Consider the following 19,953-nt stretch of genomic DNA (forward strand, 5'->3'; position numbering starts at 1 on the left):
TTGAATGATGAAAAGGTCTTGAAAGGATCAACGCGTGGACTTTTCTTTTAGCGAAGAACAAATCGCCTTCCGCGAAACGGCCAGACAGTTTTCTGAAAAAGCGCTGGCGCCTTTCGCCGCAGAATGGGATGCAAACAGCCTCTTTCCCAAAGACGCCATTCGCGAAGCTGGGGCGTTGGGATTCTGTTCCCTGTACTGCGATGAAGAGCACGGCGGCATGGGGCTGAGCCGACTGGATGCGGCGCTGATCTTCGAGCAACTCTCCCAGGGCTGCACCTCGACCACGGCTTTCATCACCATCCACAACATGGCCACCTGGATGCTCACCCGGTTTGGCAGCGATGCCATCCGGGCGCGCTGGGCGGCGGACCTGATGAGTGGGGAAAAGCTGGCGTCCTACTGCCTTACCGAACCGGGGGCCGGTTCCGATGCGGCCTCATTAAGCACCACCGCGAAAAAAGACGGCGATGACTATGTGCTGAATGGCGCCAAAGCCTTCATCTCCGGCGCCGGCGATACCGATGTGCTGGTATTGATGGCGCGCACCGGTGGGCCCGGAGCCGGCGGTATTTCCTGCTTTGCGGTGCCCGCGGATACCCCCGGCATCAGCTATGGGCGCAACGAAGCCAAGATGGGCTGGAAAAGCCAGCCCACCCGGGCGGTGATTCTGGAAGACGCACGAATTTCTGCCGATTGCCTGATCGGTGAAGAAGGGCAGGGCTTCCGAATCGCCATGGCCGGGCTGGATGGTGGCCGCATCAATATCGCCAGCTGCTCCCTGGGTGCGGCCCAGGCAGCTCTGCGCCAGGCCCAGCAATACGTGCAGGAACGCAAACAGTTCGGCCAGGCCATCGGTGATTTCCAGACCGTGCAATTCACCCTGGCGGATATGGCCACAGAACTGGTGGCTGCCCAGCAAATGGTGCGCCTGGCCGCCTGGAAACTGGATCAGAATCACAGCGATAAAAGCATGCTGTGCGCCATGGCCAAACGCCTGGCCACGGACCTGTGCTTCAACGTCTGCAACCAGGCCCTGCAACTGCATGGTGGCTATGGCTATATCAGTGAGTACCCGCTGGAGCGCTACGTGCGTGATACGCGGGTGCACCAGATTCTGGAAGGCACCAACGAAATCATGCGCGTGATTATCGCGCGCAATGTGCTGAAAGATTTATCGTTTCTGTAAAGGGTCGGACGTCAGAAGTCCGGCCCGTCTCTAAACGCACAAAAATATCCGCTCGGGAAAGCGGCAGGGAGAGACAACCATGAAAATCGGATTCTTCGGTGTCGGTCATATGGGTGGTCCCATGGCCGCCAATCTGGTCAAGGCCGGACATGAGGTAGCGGCATTTGATCTGGTGCCCGCCTTGTTGGCGGCTGCAGTGAATGATGGCGTCAAGGCTGCCGAGAGTGCCGCTGAAGCGGTGCAGGGAGCGGACGTGATCGTGAGCATGCTGCCCTCGGCGGCGGCGGTTCGTGGCTTGTACCTTGGCGCCCGGGATAGAGAAGACGGGGGCGTGCTGCAACACATCGATAAAAGCGCCCTGATTATCGACTGCTCCACCATCGATGCGGACACTGCGCGGGATGTGGCAGGCATTGCCCGAGAGCAGGGCAGGGTGATGATCGACGCCCCGGTCTCCGGTGGCGTGGGCGGGGCAAAGGCGGGCACCCTGACTTTTATCTGTGGCGGTGAAAGCGACGCCATCGAACGGGCCCGCCCGGTGCTGGAATGCATGGGCGCCCAGGTGTTCCGTGCCGGCGACAACGGTGCCGGCCAGCTGGCGAAAATCTGCAACAACATGCTGCTGGCCATCCACATGATCGGCACCGCGGAAGCCCTGCAGATGGGCGCGGACCACGGCCTGGACCCGGCGGTACTGTCCGAGATCATGAAAGCCAGTTCCGGCGATAACTGGTCCCTGGACAAGTACAACCCCTGGCCCGGTGTCATGGAAAATGTCCCTTCATCGAAAGACTATGAAGGCGGCTTCGCCGTGAAGCTGATGAACAAGGATCTGGGCCTGGCACTGCAAGCCGCCCTGAGCACTCAGTCCGCCACCCCCATGGGAAACCTGGCAAAAAGCCTCTACGCCGCTCATGGGAACCATGGCTACTCTGAAAAAGACTTTTCCAGTATCCAGCGGTTTTTTCGCCACAAGGAGTAAGGCAGTTAACAGTTAACAGTGAATAGTTAACAGCGCGCGAGAGAGCGTCACTCCAACTGAAATGAAAAAGGCCGCGCCCAAATCGGGGTGCGGCCTTTTTTGTTTTCGCTGTTAACTGTTCACTATTCACTGTTAACTATCGTCCGCTTGCCAAAGCCGATCCGGCTCATGCCCAAGAAAACGCGGGCGCCGTTTTTTGGCTGCATAAGGTTTATGGCAGGCGTTGTCACGCCGGTTGAACACGAAGAACACATTGCTGCGCGGGTCCGGCGACATGTTGGCGTTGGAGCCGTGCAGGGTGTTGCAGTCGAACAGCAGCAGGCTGCCAGCCGGGCCGGTGGGGGCGTCGATACCATGGCGACTGATCATGGCTGCCAGCGTCTGCTCCGAGGGGACGCCGATCTGCTGGGTTTTCAGTGATTGCTTGTGGTGCTCATCCGGTGTGGGGCCTACACAGGGAATAAAGTGTTTGTGGGACCCGGGGATCAGCATCAGCGGTCCATTGAAGGAGTGATTATCCGTCAGGATGATGGAGGCACTTACCGCATGCATGGCCGGCATGCCGTCTTCCGCATGCCAGGTTTCAAAATCGGAATGCCAGTTGAACCCCTTGCCCTTGAAGCCGGGTTTGTAGTTGATCCGGGACTGGTGCACATAGTGGCCGCCACCGAGAATCTGCTCCACCCGTTGGGTCAGTCGCGGATCGCGGGCCAGGTGTTGAAAGGCCCGGTGCAGGAAATGCACGGCAAACACGGACCGGATCTCATGGCTATCCGGCTCGGTGATAGTGAACGGCTTGCCCCGGTAGTCCTCACGATTGAGCAGCTCACTCATGGCCTCGGTCAGAGAGGCTACCTCCTCAGGCGGCAGAAAACCGGGCTCGAAAAGAAAGCCGTTTTCCTCGAAATGATCCAGCTGTTGTTCGGTCAGTGGACCGGGCAAGTGGCGGCCTTTGACCGTATTCTCCCGGCGCTCGTGCCAGGGGTGTTCCGGTTGCTGGTGCAGCCGGGTGGGGTAGGGGTCGGCCTGTATCGGGGCCGGGCAAGTCAGGTTCTGCGCTGACATCAAATCACCTCCGCGATCTAATCCACCGTTCAGAAACCGCCTTGCTAAAAGGCGTTCAGTGTCATCATCTCCTGTTGGCGACCTGGGCACTCGAACAGCCGCCATCGGGCCAGACGGCAAAAAAACTGACGCAGTGCATCAAGTCGAGTCTGTTGCTCAAATAATCCGGCAAGCAGAAAGGCCGGGGTGCGTGAAGATAAGGGTTATAACGGGAGTTTCAACCCTTGTGTGGGAAGTTGTCGGGCAATAGCGTTGTCCGTATTGCACATGGTTAACTCACCCTGCCTGGCCCGGGCGATGCGTTTCGTCTCAACGTGGAGATAGCAGTTGGCGAACGCCATGTCTAAGTCCATATCCGCCAGCATGCTTATCAACTAGTAGTCATCGTGCATACGCCACCATTGGTAGGGCTCGCTTTGTGGCCAGCCACCGGGCGAATCTTCCCACTGTTCCTGGCGGCCGTACGGGGTGATATCCAGCAGCCGGAAATGGGTATCGAACAGTTCTCCGCCACGGTCGGTACTGAAGTAGGTGCGGTAGACCAGGTTGTCGTCGTCGCGAATAAACACGTTGATGGCAAACCCCTTGCCGGCGCCGAACGCATCCGCGAAACGACGCTGATGGTCGGTATACCAGGGCGCCTGCCAGTGCATACGCTTTTGCAGTGCCAGGATCTCGTGTTGCGGTGCCGGGGAGGTGAACACGAACGTCGTATCCCTGGCGTTGACGTGGGCAAGATTGTGGCCAATGTTGTCCATCACCATTGAGCAACCCTCAAAGGGGGTGGCGCCGGGCTCAAGCATTGCGCAATAGACAATCAGTTGCCGGCGTCCCTCAAACAGATCCACCAGACCCACCTCACCATGCGGCCCGGTGAAGGTGTAGTTTTCTTCCACGGGCACCATCGGTAACCGACGGCGTTCGGCAGCCAGCTCGTCCTGCATTCGGGTCAATGCCTTCTCCCTGTCAAGCAGGGCCTGTAGAGACGCTTCCCACTCATTGTGGGAGGTGGTTTTTGGTAGTGCCGTTTTTTTCGAGGTCATGAGTGCGACTCCTTTTGTTCCGGGTGGTCTACTTCATGATCGAATGTGCCGCGTCGATTTCGACAAGATCCTGACTCTGGCAGTGTAGGCATTTGGCGTGGCCGGTCAAAGGGCGCTACCGTGTTGAAAAAAGGCGTTAATGCTTTTCGAAGGGAGGGGAAAGCGGTGGCAATGTGTCGGTAAAACACCGGACTGTGATGCAGTGCGAAAACACCGGTGAGCGGCGCAAGGCCACTCACCGGTACCGAAATCAGGCAATATTGTTGATGCGCGGGCCTTCGCGGAACAGCTGATCCAGCTCGCCTTGGTAGTAGGCTTCCACCCGCGGGTTCATCACGGCTTTCCACAATGGCGGCACCATGGCCAGCAACATCATGGCGGAATAACCAGCTGGCAGTTGCGGGCTCTCGTCATAGTGGCGCAGCACCTGGTAACGACGCTTGGCATAGGCGTGGTGGTCGCTGTGGCGTTGCAGTTGGAACAGCACCAAATTGGTCACAAGGAAATTCGAGTTCCAGCTGTGTGCCGGGGTGACCCGTTCATAGCGACCGGTCTGCAGTTGGCGACGATGCAGGCCGTAGTGTTCGATGTAGTTGACGATCTCCAGCGCCAGAGCCGCAAAGAAACTCTGGCCGACAAAAAACAGCACTCCTTGCCAACCCCACAGGACACCGAAGGCTACCGCAAACAGGAAGGAGATGCCGTACCACCAAATCAGCTCGTTATGAATGCTGATGTTGTTCTTGCCCTTGCGTTCCAGGTACTGCTTTTCCAGTTTCCACGCATTCTTGAAATTGCGCACAAACGCCTTGGGCAGAAAATCATACAGAGACTGGTTATAGCGGCTGGAAGACGCATCATCCGGGGTGGACACATGCACATGGTGACCACGCACATGCTCCACCTTGAAGCCGCCGTAGGTCACCGACGACAACAACAGGCCGCCCATCCAGTTTTCCACCTTGGGGTCCTTGTGAATCAGCTCGTGACCCAGGTTGATAGCGATCATGCCGCCAAGCAGGCCGATGGACATGATCCAGCCGAGCATGCCGGCCGAGGAATAGTCATTGCTGACGAACACATGGCCGGCATAGAACAACAGGCCCAGCCAGGCCACGGCCAGCAGCAGGGGCAGGGAGCGGTAGCTCTTGTCCTGGGACAGTTCGGGGACCTGTTTTTCTTCATCCGGGTTCACCGGGTCCTTGCCGACCAGGTAATCCACCACCGGCACCAGAATGAAGAACACCGCCAGAATCATCCAGGCCCAGAGATTCTGGGTGCCCTGCTCACGACCCACCAGCGCGGAAAACGGCACCATGGGAAGAAAGAGCATCCAGCAGGCCAGGTAGCCCTATTTTTTCAAACGCAACAAGGTATCAGGATTGATTTTTTCCAACATGATAATGCCTCGCATAATGCTGTGCAGATCACTGCAAGATGACGTTGAAAGAAAAGAAATAATCGATCAGATCATTCGACGGGATTGACGCATTCCGCTCGGGACGGATTGCCCTTGCAGCGCACCTTGCGCAGCAGGCTCATCATGTCCTTGTTGTAAACGCCCTGGTTGGCCAGATCGATACGGGCCTGGCGAAACATTTCGTCGTAACGAGTAGTTTCTTCATCAGAAATATTGATCCACCACTTTTCATTCACTTCGCCGTCGGCGTTGTTGATGATGCGCATGGCACGATCAAACTGGCCGGCCAGATACTTGCGGGATTGATCGGCAAAATCTGCGGGGAAAAGATCCTTGCGAAGAATCAGCTGTGCACTCAATTGGCCGAGCACCAGATCAATGATGCCGCCGTCCGGCTGCATGCCCTTGTACAGTTCTAGGGCGGAATAACCGAAGATGGGAGCGAAGCAGGTATCCACGGAACCGTTGTTGAAACGGGTGGAGAAGTTGGTGATATCCGACATCACCGGTGACATGCCCACACGCTTGGCCATGTTCGCCTCGGCCACATCGTATTCCAGCACCGCAATGGATTTTCCCGCCAGTTCTTCCACCGTATCGATGCTGTTGTCCTTCACGAACAGATAGGCTGCGCCCATGGGTACCAGGCCGCCAAACTCATAGGGGCCGGACACCAGATGTGGGTTTACCTTGGGGTTACCGCTGGCCAGGATCGTCACCACCATGCGCATAGCATCGTAGTCGGGGATGGCGCCGATGGAATCCATGCTGCCGGTATAGCTGATGAACTGACGGCCACGGATGCCGGTAAGCAGGGCGCCATCGCATTGCTTCGCCTTCAAATCTTCGGCGGCAATTTTCTCGTCGGTATAGGGCTTCAATTCAATGTCCACGCCCCAGCCGAGCGCGGCGGTCTTGAAATCCTTCATGATGCCGTAGAAATCACCGTTGGCACCGACCAGATCGAAAACGCAGAGTGTGCGTTTGTTGCCAATGCTGGCGTGAGTGCTGTTGGCGAAAAGGACCGTGGAAACCACGAGAAAAATAATAAATTGTTTTGCATATCGCATGATGTTCTCCCTGATGAAAGGCAGCCAATACGTAAGGTTTTATTGTGCTTTGTTACCTTCCTGTACCGTTGTCGTGCTCGGGGTTTGAGCAGTGGAGATCGATGCTAGATATGCGACCGGTGCTGGGGTAGGTTGTCTGTAGACAGATTGGGGTCATTTTTTGACAATGCGAATTTTCGGATCTTGCCAGCCATGAACCAGCCGATGGAATGGGCACTGTCCATCAACTATCTCCGCCAGGTGGCAGACCAGCTCACGGAGATGGGGATCGACGTTGCTCCCTGGTTGGCTTCCCATGAGCTGTCGCTGGCCGATCTTGAACAGGCCGATACCAGCGTTCCCTGGGAGGTGGTCCGAGCCCTGTTTCTGGAAGCGGAAGCGATCACCGGAGAATCCGCCCTGGGTCTGATGGTGGGCGAGCGGCTGCGCATCAATAATCATGGCATGGTCGGCTATGCAGCCATGAACAGTGGTTCTGTCCGCCAGGTGGTGGAATTACTGGAGCGGTTTATTCCCCTGCGTATCAACCTGGTCATGGTCAGCCATCAGGTGGAGGGCAACTACCTGAATCTGCAGATACGGGAATTGCTGCCGCTGGGTGAGCTGGGGCCCTTCCTGCTCGGGGCCGTGGTGGTGGCGGTAAAGAACGTGCTCGACTTCATTACCCTGGGCAACTGTCAGGTGGCTGAGGCCAGCTTTACCTTTGACGAAGCCTTCGACCGGGAACTGGTCCGCTCCCTGTTCCGCTGCCCGGTACGCTACAACCAGAACTGGACCGGCCTGTCCCTGCCGCTGGAAGTGGTGGACCAGCCCCTGAGAACCGCCGACCCTGCCGCCTTCGAACATGCGGAAAAACTCTGCGAACGGGAATTGCAGAACCTGGTATCGGATGCGTCCGTATCAGCACGGGTGCGCCGACTGATGCTGGCCAAACAGGTGAACTTTCCCTCACTCACCGTCACCGCCCGCATCCTGCACATGACCCCGCGAACCCTGCACCGCCGGTTGCTGGATGAAGGCACCTCGTTCCAGGAAATCCTCGACGAAGTCCGCCACGCCCTGGCCATGGAATACCTGAAAAGCCAGCACATGACCATTCAGGAACTGGCTTACACCCTGGGCTACGGCGACACCGCCAACTTCCGCCGCGCCTTCAAACGCTGGACCGGCGTAGCGCCGTCGTTTTTCCGGGAGGGGAATGAAAACTGACGAAACAGTCAGGCGCGCTTTCTGGCCACAATAAAGACAGACAGGCTGTCCGGCTGCCATTCATGGTCGATATCAAAGCCAGCCCGAGCCAGCATGGCGAACAACTCGTCCCTGTCGAAGCGACTGACATGGGGCGCAAAACCAAGCGCCTGCATTAACGGGATAAGCAGTCGCCAGTGCAGCTTCATATCGGCGGCAAGTACCGTGTTGGCAACGAAAATACCGCCGGGTTTCAGCAGACTGCTGACTCGGCCGATGGCGGCGTCGGGGTCTTCCAGCAGATGTAAGATATTCAATCCCAGCACGGCATCAAAACTCCCGGGGGCCAGCGGCAGGCTGTCCAGCGTGCCCTGCTGGAAGCGGATATTGCCAATGCCGGCATCAGCAGCTTTGGTTTGCGCGATCTCCAGCATATTTTTGGAAATATCCGTGGCAAGAATGTCCCGCACATAAGGCGAATGGAGGATGGCTGTGCCGCCAGTGCCACAACCGAATTCCAAAACAGACCAATCCGGTTGGAAGTACTCCCGGGTGATGGCCAGTTTTTTCTGGTAGCTGGCTTCGTCCCGAATCGGACTTTTGGCATAGCGGGCGGCGGCCTTGTCCCAGAAAGTTTCCGCGCTTTTCATTGGTTGTGTCCTTCAGGTGCTGGCATGTTCCGTCAGCATTTCCTGCAAACGGCGCTCCAGTGCGGCATGAAAGGCATCAACGGCATTAGGGTCATCGTCGCTACAATTGCCGGGCGGTGACATTGGTGCATTCAGGTAATGAACCAGTTTGGCGGGCCTGGGAATGGGGGTGCCGAACTTGCCAAGGATAACCGGGGCGGCCAGCCTGTAGCGGTTGTACACCCAGTCGGTCACCGGGTTCGCGATCACATGATAAATGTCGTCCGCCGCCGGGCAGGCGGACAGCACCACCGGCGCGCCGGTACGCATGGCCAGCCGCGCAAACCCTTTCCGGTCACGGATATTCAGCTGGTACTTCTGGCTACTGGGCCGCAGCGCTTCACGCATGCCCCCCGGCGCCACCAACACCAGCTCGCCATCGCGCAACAGACTTTCCGCGTTGTGCTGTGAACCCTCAACGAAACCGTAGGCGGATGCCAGATCCCGGACCACCGGAATCTTGAAGATATAGCGATCACCCAGCAGCCACACATCACGACCCAGGCGTTCCCGCACAGCGGCAGCCAGCAGGCCGCTGTCATAGGTGGCCAGGGAATGATTCACCACAATCAGGGCCGGCCCGCTGGCCGGGATGTGCTCCAGGCCCTCGACGCGGTGATCGTGATAGCGGGCGGCGCGGTTCATGACGGTGTCTGCGATATTGATGATGTTCATGGTGTTGGGCCGTTTCAAGTCTGTTTCTCAAGGGGGGGTCTAGTTTTCTTGGAGAACTAGGGACATTAACGTTTGCAGCATGCGCAACTACGGAATGGAGCCGAAAGCGCAATCTAGCGGGCGTTACCGTGACTGCGCTGGTTAAAGTGCATTTTGCCGTGCGACCCATTGTGTATGCTCACGAGAGAAAGCGAGCTCTGCTTCATTAATAAATTCTGATAGATCTTCTTCAGATTCTATTTCTTCGAGGCGCCCTTGGATTATCCCGATTTCATGTGCGGTCAGCGTATAAGCTGAGGCCAATTCATTGAACTTCTTTATTTGCATCCAGCCGATAATTGACGACGCTAAGACTATTAGTGGCTCGAATGGCCAAAACTGCCATTCTGGGAATGAGGGGCGGAGCACTAGCAGGACAATCGCAGCTCCATAGGTTGCCGTACACACGAGGACCCAACGCGTTGCAGCTTTTTTATTGTCTCTCGCTTTCTTTGTGTACCAACCTCGCTGCTCCTTAATGCGGTTTTCCATGTAAAATTGCTTACGTTCCTCAATCGATAGCGCTCTAATGTCATCCATAGAACCAGTGATCTGATCATCTGCGGCCGAATCTGGAGGGATACGGTCTCCTATGTATCGGTTGGCTCGTAAGATTTCGCGTAGATGGTTTCTGAATTCAGCTCTAATTATTCGAACATCAGTTACATTCTCAAACGGTGCCGATCTGATACAGTAACGCCAAGTTGAGGTTTTAATTGACTCTGCAAGTGCCCGCCCCTTATACCAATCTTGCTCCGGTTTAGTCTTGAAGCGATAAAGCAACAACGCTGCAAGTGCAATAAATACTATTGTATGTATTGACTGAATTTCTCTACTAGGATCGGCCACCATCGAAATAACTGCGGCTAAGATCAAAAGGCAGTATTCCGATTTTAGGAGTCGGTGATACCAATTTTGAGATTTCTCGGACAAATCATTTGCAGCTTTGTATAGTGCAGGATAATCAAAATTTATAGATTTCAAGGGGTTATCTCCCTGATGCCCGAAACGATGGTATTAGCGTTCCAGCCAACCATCTTATTTGCTGCCAATGACACACTTATCGGTGTCCGTTCTGCACCCCATGGAATAATTCCAAGAATGGGTTTGCCGAGCGATTGAGCAAAGTCAATTTCAAACTGGATCCAATCACTATGGGCAGCGTACATTCCCGCGATTACAACTACGCACTGGGCGGGACGAATCTGCTGACGAAGCTCTTCTTCAAGTGCACGGACTGACATTTGCTCAAATCTCTTGTCAATGGGAACCGAGTAGTTTGTCCACGAAAAGTTAGGAGCTGCGTTTAAAAAATTGATCGCTCGGTCATACCGTTCGCTGTAACGCCAGGCATGGCTTACGAAAAGCCGGTAATTGTGTAGGTAAGGCATACCTTAACTCCGATTGATTTCATTCTGTGGTGTCTGACTTAGTATTCTCTGACGCTCGGCTTTGCGGAGTACCGGAGCGCTAGCGGGGATGCGTCCGACGAAAGCCGCTTGTTAGACTATTACTCGACGATACCTTCCCGCTCTAATACTTGCCTTATATCCTCAAAAATTGCAGAGATGTTCCCTTTAGGAAATCGAATTTGGCCAAGCCCCTGAATATTGCTGAACTCATTACAACCTTCTTCTAAGAGCACAATCGCCCTACCAAATCCAAGTCGCCCCTGAAATAGTCCCACTTCATGGATTACATTCATTCTTGCGTGTAAGTTGCCATCGATCTGCTCATCCTCTGCAGTCATTACAAGAAATGCTATGCATGCTTGGTCAAGCATTTGTGCTAGCCGGGCGATGTTAGTTACACCCGCAACCGGAACTCTATTGAATTCGTCCCATGGCAAGCTCAATCTATCACTCACGAAATCCTTTAATTCCCTCCAGTAGGGAGACCGCCCATGTCCGATAAAAACATTTGTGCCAATCCTTTCCTCTACAGAATTTCTGTTCTCCAGATTTTGAATATGGCTCGCAAGCTTTATAACTGTTTCTTTGAGATTTCCACATGCCAGAAATGGCTGTTTCAACGCAAAAACTCTTGAAATAACTGAAATATGTGGCGGCGTAACTAACCCCTTTTCAATTGCGATCATGTCCCGGGAAATCATCTTTCCGTTTGGACGAAGGTGTTTAATTACGTCCGTCTGTGTTAGAATCTTATTGGACTCTATTTGATCCACAAGTCGCTTAGTAAACTTATCTGTTTCTGGATCGATATTGGCGTACACAAGCGACTGAGTCTTCGCCTTGGCATCTTCGAACGCCTTCTTTGCTTTATCGGCCTTCTCAGATATCTCAGATAGATCAGGCTCACCCGCTTCATGTTTAATGAGAGACACAACGTCATCATAGTTGTACTCTCTCCAATCTCCGCGACTACCCATCGAAAAGGCATTCTGCATCCCCCATTCTTGACTAAAGGCAGCACCAGGAGGCGGCTCCTGGAAATCCCCGTAGTACACCTTCGAGTGATAGCCTAGCCAGGACCCTGACCATGCCTTCCCAATATCTTCAGCAGCAGCTTTTAGCTCATCCAATTCTGGAGATGAAAACTCTTCGAACTGTCGGAGGGCAGAAGCTATTTCAAATAACTCTTTCGATATGCTCACCAGTACCTCTTTTATTTGCGTCTAACGCCAACCGCAGCGGAAGCCGGAGCCGAGCGCCTTTCGTGCTAATGTTTTAGAGCCAGCGAGTAGCATATAAGGTGCGGATTTTTGGCTGTCCGACTGCCGGTAATCGTTATGCATTAGGAAATCTACAGACTATCTTTTCGCCATATAGCGTTTCAAATTCAGCGACTACTGTAAGCTGCTCTACTGCAGATTCAATTACACTGTGGCTACACGATTGGTTGGCTATAAACTCAAAGATACGAACCTCATTACCTTCCTTAAATGACTCACCTTTGTCAGGCATGTACATGATGGAGTCAGTTTTATCAATTTCGAATCCAGCTCCTTTCAGCAAAGGAACAATTTCCTTTCGTTTAGGAAATACGACACTCACTCCATTTGCAGTAACTGAAAAACTAGTAAGCAAGCCAGGGCCCAAGCCAAAGTTACATAGAAGGATTTTGATACGAGCTTGTTTGTCTGTTGATTTGGTAAAATGAAGTTTCGGTGCCACGCTTAGTTTATTGTGTTTTCGTGAAGCTCGAGACTCTAAAATTGCTACAATTAGGGCTGAGAGTGCTATCACCACAGAGGCAGCCGCTATTATTTCAGCTGCTCCAAATCCAGCGCTAGAGTTTTGAATATTTTCAAATATCGCGGTCACTTCATCCTGATTCATAAGTTAAATCCTTTTGCATAACAGCGTATTAACTAGAACGTTCCGTATAATCCGGTTCCTTATAATTCTGAAACCAGACCCAATGAATTATCAAAAAAACCGCAATAACAATGCAGTAGCCAACTATGGCAAACTTCTTACACTGAGTTCAAAGGAACGTTCCTTTGAACTCTTGAGTCGGTATTTAAGACACAATATAAACAAAATGCTTGATAGTCATGAGCTTGTAAAGTAACCCAGGGTCGAGAGACAGCCTTTCCGCTGAAAACAAAAAAGCCCGCACTCGGCGGGCTTTATGTTGGTAAGTCGTCACTATTCAGGCGGCTTGCGGTTTGTCGTGCATCCGGTTGGCCCGTCGGAAGGTGCCAAGATCATTGAATCTCACCCCATTCTCCTTCAACACCACATGGGCCCGCTTGGCAGTCATCTGCCGTACATAGAAGGGGTCGCGGACCACGAAGTGGTGGATGGCGTGGGTGCTGCCAAAGTTGAAGCAGAAGGCCTGCAGGGGCCACAGCCACCAGACGTTCAGCACCTGGCATTGTTCGGTGATCTTGCCCGGTTCGTTGTCGCCGTAGTAATGCATATTGGACGAGATGAAGTGCAGGCAGAAGGTGCGCAGCATGTTGGGGGCGATCAGCACCACTACCAGCGGAGTGATCCAGGTGAACTGGGCGGTAACCACTTCCGGCCACGGGATGCTGATGCCGGCCAGCCAGGCGGCGCCATTGAGCAGGTGGTAGAGCACGAAGAAGTGCCAGATGGCGTGGACGATCACGCCCAAGGGGTTGTAGCTCACCAGGCCGATGAGACGGAAGTTCTTCAGGTCCTTGCGGGTGATAACGCCGCGGCGGTAGAGCTTCAGGGGTTCGGTCAGGTATTTCACCGCACGCAGATAGACGGCCAGCATATTGTCGCCCACCATGATCAGGCGCTTGAGGCCCCACTTCTCGCCATTGGTGATACCGCGCTCTTCCAGGTCGGTCTCGCTGCCGGAATGCTTGTGGTGATGGAAGTGCAGGTGGCGACGCACCCAGGGGTTGATGGTAGTAGGGCGCCACAGGTACACGCCGAGCATCATCAGGTGATGAACCAGCTTGTTGTTCTTGAAGTACATCCAGTGGATCAGGTCGTGCTCCAGTTCATGGAGCAGTGACGTCCAGAAGGCAGTCAGCAGGATCACCGCCCAGGCGGGCATGATGCCTTGCAGGTAAAGCACGGCGTTGAGGGTGCAACCGGCAATCGCCAGGGCAAAGATGCCGAAGCCGATGGCGTTCTGGTGCTTGAGCCAGCCGTGCCGTTGCCGTATATCATCACTGATAGCGATGATGTCGCGTTGAATCTTCTTGTCTGTCGCGGACTTGCCGCGGGCAGGTGCAGTTGCCATGGGAAACCTCCATTTCTCGATGGCAACGACTTTAGGTAAGGCTGGCCAGAAAAACTCGGCTTTGCCCGCCAACCGTTTGACCGGGGACGCCAATGTCAGAAAAAAAACAGGCGGCAGCGCTGCTGATGGGGCCGCTTGTGCACTTGTTGCACGAGCGGGGACTGGACGGCGATGCCATTCTGCGCCGCCACGGGCTGGACCCGCAGATGGTGCAGGACCCGGAGGCCCGGCTGGATGCGGCGGTGTCCACGGCGCTGCTGGATGATTGCCTGCAGGAGCTGGGCGATCCGGGCATGGCCATCGAGGTGGCCCGCCATGCCCAGTACAACACCTTCGGCGCCCTGGGGCTGGCGGTGGCGGCGGGGGGCGATCTGTACAGCGTGCTCAACCGCATTACCCGCTTTCATCGCCTGATCAGCGATCTGGTGACCACGGACCTGATCGCCGATGACCACAGTGTGGCCCTGCGCTTTACCTCCAATACCGATCACCAGCCCCACCCCCAGGCCATTGTCTTTGTCATGGCCACCATTGTTCGCCTGCTGCGGATTCGTATTCATCGTGACCATAACCCGGTGGCGGTGTGCGCGCCGGAGTGGCTGGAGCCGGGGTTACGCCAGGCCATGGCCCGCTATTTTCGTTGTCAGGTGTCGGTGGCGGATCACTACAGCCTGGCGTTCGACAAGGACAACGCCCAACACATGTTGGCGGCCAGTGATGTGCAGCTGGCCGCCATGCTGGATGCCACCCTGGCCCAGCGCCTGGCAGCCAGTGAGCAGGCGGCCTTGGCCAGCCGGTTGGCACTGTGGATCGAGCAGCGTTTACCGGATGGCGAGCCCGCCCAGGCGGATGCGGCGACGGAATGCTGCATGAGCACCCGCAGCCTGCAGCGGCGGCTGGCAGACGAGGGGCTGAGCTGGAAACAGTTGCTGGAGGATACCCGCAAGACTCTGGTGGAACGCCACCTGCGCACCCCGGGGATGACGGTGACACAGATGGCGTTTCTGTTGGGGTTTTCCGAGGTGAGTGCGTTTTCCCGGGCGTTCAAAAAATGGTACGGGGTGTCGCCGAGCCAGTTTCGGTGATGTGGCTCGTAATCGCCGATCTGTAGGGGCTTGCCTGCAAGCGATGGGTGTCGGGTTCGCCATGCAAGCATAGCTCCAACGGCCAGTCAGGCCTTGCCGGTGCGTTCGCGGTGGGGGCAGCCCGGCCAGCAGCAGGGGCGTCGTTTGCCGGCGGTGAGGTTTTCCCGGGCGCGGGTGATGCGCCCCTGCCGGGTTGCCTCTCTCTTGGCATCTTCAATCCAGCAGATCCATTCGTTGCGGGCCAGCGGGGTGATGTCTTGCCATTGTGCCAGCATGGCGCTATCCGCCTGGAGGGCTTGGCGAAGGTCATCCGGTAGCGCGTGGACCACGCCGCCGCTGATGGTCTGGTTTTCCATGATCCGGATTCCTTGTTAGATCAACGTAGCGACCATAGCAAAAGGCGGTGGGCGGCCACTATGACGTGAGTCGCTGAGTTTGGTTCTTCCAGCGATTACCTGTCGTGTGGGGCCTGGGCGGGGTGATGGTGCAGTGCGCCTGAGGCTCAGTGCACCCTACCCAGAGATTGGAAGGGGTGGGCCTCTTCCAGTTCGAAGGCCAGACCCAATAGCAGGGCCTCTTCGCCGTTGGCGGCGGAGAACTGCACGCCGATGGGCAGGCCATCGGCCGTCTGGCCCAGGGGCAGGGAGATGCCGGGGCCGCCGGAGGCGTTGTTGGCGGGGGTGAAGGTGGTGTAGCGCAGCAGCCGTTCCAGTTGGGTGTCGAAGGGCAGGTCGGTGCCCAGGTAGCCGATTTGCGGGGTGGTGTGGGCCAGTACCGGGCTGAGGATCACATCGTATTGCGCAAAGGCGGCGGCGTAGCGCTGCCGGGCCAGACGCAGCTGGCGCAGCATGCCCGGGGTTTTCAGAAAACGTTGCTGGTAATAGTCGGCCAGGCCACGGGTGAGCGGGTCCAGCTGGCCGGCATCAAAACCCTGGGGGAACAGGGCCTTGCCGCCCTTGCTGACCAGGAAGCCAAGCATGGCCCAGTAGAGCAGGAAATCTTCCACGAACCGGGCGGGCAGGTCGATATGGGCCTCTTCCACGGTGTGTCCCAGACTTTCCAGCAGGCGGGCGGTGTCCTCTACGGCGCGGCGGGTCTGCGGGCAGGTGGCGTCGCCGGTGACGGAGTCGATCATCATGCCCACGCGCAGCCGCTGCTTGCCCGGGCCGGTGACCTGGCCGATGGGTTTGAGCTTGCGGTTGCGGTAGTAGCGTTCCGCTTCCATAAAGAAGTGGGCGGTGTCGCGGACGCTGCGGGTGAGTACGCCATCGTTGACGATATTCACCGGCAGCACCTTGGCGGCCTCCTGGTCGATCAGGCGCCCGCGGGTGCCTTTCAGACCCACCAGGCCACAGCAGGCGGCGGGAATACGGATGGAGCCACCCCCGTCGTTGCCATGGGCGATGGGCACGGCGCCGGCGGCTACCAGGGCGGCGCTGCCCCCGGAAGACCCGCCGGCGGAGTAGTCGCTGTGCCAGGGGTTGCGGGTGGCGGACACGCCCACCTGTTCGGTACTGGCGGTGAAGCCAAAGGCGGGCAGGGTGCTCTTGCCCAGCAGGTTGAAACCCTGGGCCAGGTACTGTTTGGCGATGCCGCTGGTTTTCTTCAGTGGTGCCTGACCCAGGGCGCGGCTGCCGTGGCCGGTGGGCAGGCCGCGCAGGTCCAGGTTGTCCTTGATCAGGCTGGGCACACCGGCGAAGAAGCCGCTGAAGCGTTTGCTGTCGGCGCGCTGGCGGGCGGCGTCGAAGGTGTCCAGGGTGAGCCCTTTCAGGATGGGCTCCACGCGCTGTAGCCGGGCGATGGCCGCCTCGGTGACCTCCCGGTTGCTGACCTGACCCTGGCGCAATCGCTCGGCCAGGGCGGTGGCGTCGTCGTGCCCGAGGGCGTCGTCGCAGAAGGCGTGGAGGGGGTTGCTGGCCATGAGTCTCTCCCGGCTAAAAAGATGCACGATCGTACCATTAATAATCTGTGCGAAGGGGCCAATTGTTGTTTTACGGCGCTGACCGAATCCGGGTTTTAGCACGACGGATGGGTCAGGCGGAATGCTTCCCTTTGGCGCCTTGCTCGCAAGGCGAACTCCTTGATCCCTCTCCCGGCTCCTTCGCCTTGCGAGCAAGGCTCCAACGGGAATGGCAACGGGTTCCCTTCGTTGGGAATCGCGCCGCGGGCGACGCTCCTACGGGAGGGCTAGCGGGCACGCTCCACGCGCTTGTGCTGGGCCAGCAGGTGGCGGGCCAGGCTGGTGAGCTCGGCAATGCTGCCGACCACGGCGTCCGGGCGATGAGGGTGCTTGATGGTGTTGGGGAAGATCTTGTCCAGCCAGGCCTGATCCCAGCCGGCGCCGTTGTAGAAAATGGAGGTAACACCGGCTTCCTTGGCGGCGATCACGTCGGTGGTGCTGTCGCCCACGTACCAGCAGCTTTCCGAGGGGGGAAGGCCCAGTTTTTCCATGGCCAGTAGCAGCATTTCCGGGGATGGCTTGCGCTTGCTCACGTCGCTGCCGCACACCACCACATCGAACAGGTCTTCCCAGCCGGTACCGTCCACCAGGGCCAGTTCGTGTTCCAGAAAGTCCCGTTTGCGATTGGAGATCAGGCCGACCTTGATGCCCAGTGCACGGATACGTTCCAGCTGCTGGCGGATGTCGTCTTCCAGGGGGAACACTTCGTCCACGTATTTTTTATAGGCCTCGTCGAAGGCCTGGTGGGCACGGCCCTTGGCATCCTGATCGCTGCCGAACAACACCTCGAAAATATCGGTGCGGGAAATTTTTCGCTGGGCAACGATCTTGGGATGCAGGCGTTTATGGTCCTTCACATAAATGAGCAGCTTGGCGTCTTCGATGGTCTTGGAATCATCCGGGTCCAGAAGTCGGTCCCACAGGTCCAGCTCCTTGAGGTGCGGCAACACATCGTCCACGGCGTGGTACATGGCATCGTGGGTGTCCACCAGGGTAGCGTGCCAGTCGATGAGGATGGCTTCGGGTTTCGCATGGGGCAGTTGCAGGATGCTCATGGTGCTCTGTCCTTGCCGTTCATAACGTATTGTTAGCACATAACCTGTGGCGCTGATGTGAACCCGTGGCGGATAGGTGCTGGTCAGGTTGCTGGCCACCCGTATAGCATCCCTACTCAAGGTGGCATTGTTCAAGTTGGTTGGTGCAAGGGAGAGAGAGCATGGGATGGGTTGCAGGGAAGAGAGTGCTGAGCAGGATGGTGTTGGTCGGTGGCCTGTTGGTGTCGGGCCTGACGCTGGCCGGTGAGTTACCGTCGGCGGAGGCGATTCGCGCGGCACTGACGCAGGCCCATGAGCGTTATCAAGGACTGGACGAAGGCGCCAACGCGGATTATATCCCGGCCCTGGCCAAGGTGGATTCAGGCATTTTCGGCATTGTGCTGGTGACGGTGGATGGCCGGGTGTTCAGTGTCGGCGATGTGAAATCCGAGGTATCGATCCAGTCCATCTCCAAAGTCTTCACCATGGCCTTGGTGATGGAAGAGAAGGGCGTGGCGGCGTTACCGGATACCATGGGGGTGGATGCTACCGGGCAGCCGTTCAATTCCATCCATGCCATCGAGCAGTATCGGGGAGCGGAGATGAATCCGCTGGTCAACGCCGGGGCGATTACCGCCACCAGCATGGTGCAGGGGCGCAATGCCGATACGGTATGGAAAAAGATTCTCGGGTTTTATAACGATTTTGCCGGTCGGAAGCTCACCGTGCAGGACGACATCTATGCCTCGGAGGCGGCCACCAATCAGCGCAATCAGGCCATCGCGCATCTGATGCATGCCTACGGCCATCTGCAGGGCGATCCGGTGCAGGCCACGGATATTTATACCCGCCAGTGTTCAGTGGGTGTGAATGCCCGGGACCTGGCAGTAATGGCGGCGAGCCTGGCTAACGGCGGAGTGAATCCGGTGACCGGCAAGGCAGTGATGACAGCGGCCAATGTGCCCGAGGTGCTGGCGGTCATGGCCACCGCCGGTTTGTATGACGATGCCGGCAAGTGGCTGTATGCCACCGGCCTGCCCGCCAAGAGTGGGGTGGGCGGTGGCATTATTGCGGTGTCGCCGGGCAAGTTCGGCCTCGCGGCCATTTCCCCGCCACTGGATGCGGCGGGCAACAGTGTCCGTGGCCAGAAAGCCATTGCAGATATCTCGGCGGCGCTGGGTGGCAACCCTTATGAAGTGGTGCCGTATCAGCGGTAACCGGGTGATGAGGGGAAAGACCGGGCCTGAACGTAGGGTGCACTGAGCCCAGGCGAACTGCACCAGCCCAACGCTTGATGGTGCAGTTCGCCTGGGCTCAGTGCACCCTACACATTATCTTGCGTTGTTCGTCTCAGAGTTCGCCGAGCACGGTTTCGGCGCTGCTTTTTTCCACGCCTTTTTCATCCACACCCAGGTATTCCACCACGCCGTCATTGGCGATCAGGGCGAAGCGTTTGCTGCGGATGCCCATGCCGCCACCGGTGGCATCCAGTTCCAGGCCCAGGGCTTTGGCGAATTCCGCGTTGCCGTCCGCCAGCATGGTGATGTGCTCGGCGTTCTGGTCTTTCTGCCAGGCATCCATGACGAAGGCGTCATTGACCGCCATGCAGGCGATGGCATCGGCTTTTTCCAGAATGGCATCGGCGTTGATCACGAAACCGGGCATGTGGGTGTTGGAACAGCCTGGGGTGAAGGCGCCGGGTACCGCGAACAGGACCACTTTGCGGCCCTTGAAAAAATCCCCGGTGTTCAGGTCTTCCGGGCCTTTGGCGCCGTTGGTCTTGATGGTCAGGGTGGGAAGGGTATCGCCGACTGCAATGGTCATGATGGGC

The 19,953-nt window shown here is 56.9% G+C and carries 20 protein-coding genes; 5 read left to right on the forward strand and 15 right to left on the reverse strand.

The window, feature by feature from the left end:
- Window positions 1-34 precede the first annotated feature (34 nt).
- Together A0251_RS02310 and mmsB are read left to right on the forward strand one after the other, a co-directional pair.
- Window positions 35-1,186, forward strand: coding sequence for an acyl-CoA dehydrogenase family protein (locus tag A0251_RS02310; RefSeq protein WP_062815206.1), 1,152 nt, complete (start codon window positions 35-37; stop codon window positions 1,184-1,186).
- 79 nt (window positions 1,187-1,265) lie between these two features.
- The gene (mmsB, locus tag A0251_RS02315) at window positions 1,266-2,168 is read left to right on the forward strand and encodes a 3-hydroxyisobutyrate dehydrogenase (RefSeq protein ID WP_062815207.1); all 903 of its coding nucleotides are present in this window, start codon (window positions 1,266-1,268) and stop codon (window positions 2,166-2,168) included.
- A 132-nt stretch (window positions 2,169-2,300) separates the two neighbouring features.
- Here the strand turns inward: mmsB and thpD are convergent, their stop codons facing one another.
- The 4 genes from thpD to A0251_RS02335 form a co-directional block, all read right to left on the reverse strand.
- Entirely contained in the window at window positions 2,301-3,233 is a 933-nt protein-coding gene (gene thpD, locus A0251_RS02320; protein WP_062815208.1) for an ectoine hydroxylase, read from the reverse strand.
- A 374-nt stretch (window positions 3,234-3,607) separates the two neighbouring features.
- Entirely contained in the window at window positions 3,608-4,276 is a 669-nt protein-coding gene (locus A0251_RS02325) for a DUF899 family protein (RefSeq protein WP_062815209.1), read from the reverse strand.
- A gap of 250 nt (window positions 4,277-4,526) precedes the next feature.
- Entirely contained in the window at window positions 4,527-5,609 is a 1,083-nt protein-coding gene (locus A0251_RS02330) for an alkane 1-monooxygenase (RefSeq protein ID WP_404840816.1), read from the reverse strand.
- 137 nt (window positions 5,610-5,746) lie between these two features.
- Window positions 5,747-6,766 carry a putative solute-binding protein gene (locus A0251_RS02335; RefSeq protein WP_035245912.1) on the reverse strand — a complete coding sequence of 340 codons (1,020 nt, stop codon included), beginning with the start codon at window positions 6,764-6,766 and terminating at the stop codon, window positions 5,747-5,749.
- 192 nt (window positions 6,767-6,958) lie between these two features.
- On the opposite strand from A0251_RS02335, the gene A0251_RS02340 reads away from it, so the two are divergent.
- Entirely contained in the window at window positions 6,959-7,975 is a 1,017-nt protein-coding gene (locus tag A0251_RS02340) for an AraC family transcriptional regulator (protein ID WP_103917222.1), read from the forward strand.
- Between the two features lie 8 nt (window positions 7,976-7,983).
- Here A0251_RS02340 and A0251_RS02345 read toward each other — a convergent pair whose 3' ends face one another.
- From A0251_RS02345 to A0251_RS02375, 7 genes are all read right to left on the reverse strand, one after another.
- Window positions 7,984-8,604 carry a class I SAM-dependent methyltransferase gene (locus A0251_RS02345; RefSeq protein WP_062815210.1) on the reverse strand — a complete coding sequence of 207 codons (621 nt, stop codon included), beginning with the start codon at window positions 8,602-8,604 and terminating at the stop codon, window positions 7,984-7,986.
- A 12-nt stretch (window positions 8,605-8,616) separates the two neighbouring features.
- On the reverse strand, window positions 8,617-9,336 hold the full coding sequence (locus A0251_RS02350) for a lysophospholipid acyltransferase family protein (protein WP_062815211.1): 720 nt from the start codon (window positions 9,334-9,336) through the stop codon (window positions 8,617-8,619).
- Between the two features lie 123 nt (window positions 9,337-9,459).
- Window positions 9,460-10,341, reverse strand: coding sequence for a DUF4231 domain-containing protein (locus A0251_RS02355; RefSeq protein WP_062815212.1), 882 nt, complete (start codon window positions 10,339-10,341; stop codon window positions 9,460-9,462).
- Window positions 10,338-10,748: a TIR domain-containing protein gene (locus A0251_RS02360; RefSeq protein ID WP_062815213.1), complete on the reverse strand. Its 411-nt coding sequence runs from the start codon at window positions 10,746-10,748 to the stop codon at window positions 10,338-10,340. The genes A0251_RS02355 and A0251_RS02360 overlap by 4 nt, the downstream gene beginning before the upstream one ends.
- A 119-nt stretch (window positions 10,749-10,867) precedes the next feature.
- The gene (locus tag A0251_RS17485; protein ID WP_062815214.1) at window positions 10,868-11,971 is read right to left on the reverse strand and encodes a TIR domain-containing protein; all 1,104 of its coding nucleotides are present in this window, start codon (window positions 11,969-11,971) and stop codon (window positions 10,868-10,870) included.
- A 133-nt stretch (window positions 11,972-12,104) separates the two neighbouring features.
- Window positions 12,105-12,656, reverse strand: a complete 552-nt coding sequence (locus A0251_RS02370; protein WP_062815215.1) for a hypothetical protein — start codon at window positions 12,654-12,656, stop codon at window positions 12,105-12,107.
- 316 nt (window positions 12,657-12,972) lie between these two features.
- A complete protein-coding gene (locus A0251_RS02375) occupies window positions 12,973-14,043 on the reverse strand; it encodes a fatty acid desaturase (RefSeq protein WP_062815216.1) in 1,071 nt (356 codons plus the stop codon).
- 92 nt (window positions 14,044-14,135) lie between these two features.
- Between A0251_RS02375 and A0251_RS02380 the strand changes: the two genes are divergently transcribed.
- Entirely contained in the window at window positions 14,136-15,128 is a 993-nt protein-coding gene (locus A0251_RS02380; RefSeq protein ID WP_062815217.1) for an AraC family transcriptional regulator, read from the forward strand.
- 86 nt (window positions 15,129-15,214) lie between these two features.
- On the opposite strand, the gene A0251_RS02385 is transcribed toward A0251_RS02380, so the two are convergent.
- The 3 genes from A0251_RS02385 to A0251_RS02395 form a co-directional block, all read right to left on the reverse strand.
- Complete coding sequence (locus A0251_RS02385) at window positions 15,215-15,484, reverse strand: YdeI/OmpD-associated family protein (RefSeq protein WP_062815218.1); 270 nt, start codon at window positions 15,482-15,484, stop codon at window positions 15,215-15,217.
- Window positions 15,485-15,630: 146 nt separating this feature from the next.
- On the reverse strand, window positions 15,631-17,049 hold the full coding sequence (locus A0251_RS02390) for an amidase (RefSeq protein WP_062815219.1): 1,419 nt from the start codon (window positions 17,047-17,049) through the stop codon (window positions 15,631-15,633).
- 266 nt (window positions 17,050-17,315) lie between these two features.
- On the reverse strand, window positions 17,316-18,143 hold the full coding sequence (locus tag A0251_RS02395; RefSeq protein ID WP_062815220.1) for an HAD family hydrolase: 828 nt from the start codon (window positions 18,141-18,143) through the stop codon (window positions 17,316-17,318).
- A gap of 161 nt (window positions 18,144-18,304) precedes the next feature.
- Here A0251_RS02395 and glsA point away from each other — a divergent pair, with 161 nt between their 5' ends.
- On the forward strand, window positions 18,305-19,339 hold the full coding sequence (gene glsA / locus A0251_RS02400; protein ID WP_082810730.1) for a glutaminase A: 1,035 nt from the start codon (window positions 18,305-18,307) through the stop codon (window positions 19,337-19,339).
- A gap of 133 nt (window positions 19,340-19,472) precedes the next feature.
- Here glsA and A0251_RS02405 read toward each other — a convergent pair whose 3' ends face one another.
- Window positions 19,473-19,946 (reverse strand): peroxiredoxin, encoded by a 474-nt coding sequence (locus tag A0251_RS02405; RefSeq protein ID WP_062815222.1) that lies wholly within the window; start codon window positions 19,944-19,946, stop codon window positions 19,473-19,475.
- Window positions 19,947-19,953: the final 7 nt, after the last annotated feature.

The sequence above is a fragment of the Alcanivorax sp. NBRC 102024 genome, from assembly GCF_001602235.1.
In the GTDB taxonomy this organism is placed as follows: domain Bacteria; phylum Pseudomonadota; class Gammaproteobacteria; order Pseudomonadales; family Alcanivoracaceae; genus Alcanivorax.